Genomic DNA, 854 nt, shown 5'->3' on the forward strand with positions numbered 1-854 from the left:
GTGCCCTCCGGGGCCGCCGCCGACAGCCGCACCACCATCCGCCTGCCGAGCGGGCTGACCTACACCAGCGAGAGCGCCCACACCTGGGGCCTGGCCGACCCCGAGGATCCGGACTCGTATGTCCTCCTCCGCGAAGTCACCACCACCAACGGCCGGGACTGGGTCACCGACTACGATCCCGCCACCCGTACCCAGACCACCACCAGCCCCGAGGGACGCACCACCACCACCCTCCTGGACGCCCACGACCGTCCGCTGCGCACCGCGATTCCCGGACTGGCCGCGACCCAGTACCGCTACGAGGACGCCCGCCTGGTGGAGACCCGCCAAGGCGAGGGCGATGACGCCCGCCTCACCACCTACGCCTACGACGCCCACGACCACCTCGCGCAGATCACCGACGCCGAGGGCCAGGTCACCCGCTATACCCCGGATGCCCTCGGGCGGGTGACCGCCATCGAGCGCCCGGATGGCGCGATCACCGGGCTCGACGACGACGCCAAGGGCAACCTTGAGGGCGTCACCCCGCCGGGACGCCCCGAGCACCGCCTCGGCTACACCCCGGTCGATCTGGAGGAGGACTATCTGCCGCCTGCCGTCGATGACGGTACCGGGGCCATCGCCCGCGGCTACGACAAGGACCGCGACCTCACCCAGCTGACCCATGCCCTGGGGCCGCAGATCGGCTACGGCTACGACGCCGCCGGGCGGCTGGACAGGCGCACCACCCCGGCGGGCGCGACCACCTATACCTACGCCGGTCCCACCGAGCGCCTCGCCACGATCACCACGCCCGAGGGCGAGGTGCTGGCCTTCGACTATGACGGCGCGCTCACCATCGACACCCAGTGGTC

General features: G+C 72.0%; 1 pseudogene. It reads left to right on the forward strand.

Features of this window, described 5'->3' with window-relative positions:
* Positions 1–854 (forward strand): annotated as a pseudogene (locus tag G3446_RS27045) (RHS repeat protein); the annotation flags it as partial.

The sequence above is a fragment of the Thiorhodococcus minor genome, assembly GCF_010820565.1.
Taxonomy (GTDB): Bacteria; Pseudomonadota; Gammaproteobacteria; order Chromatiales; family Chromatiaceae; genus Thiorhodococcus; species Thiorhodococcus minor.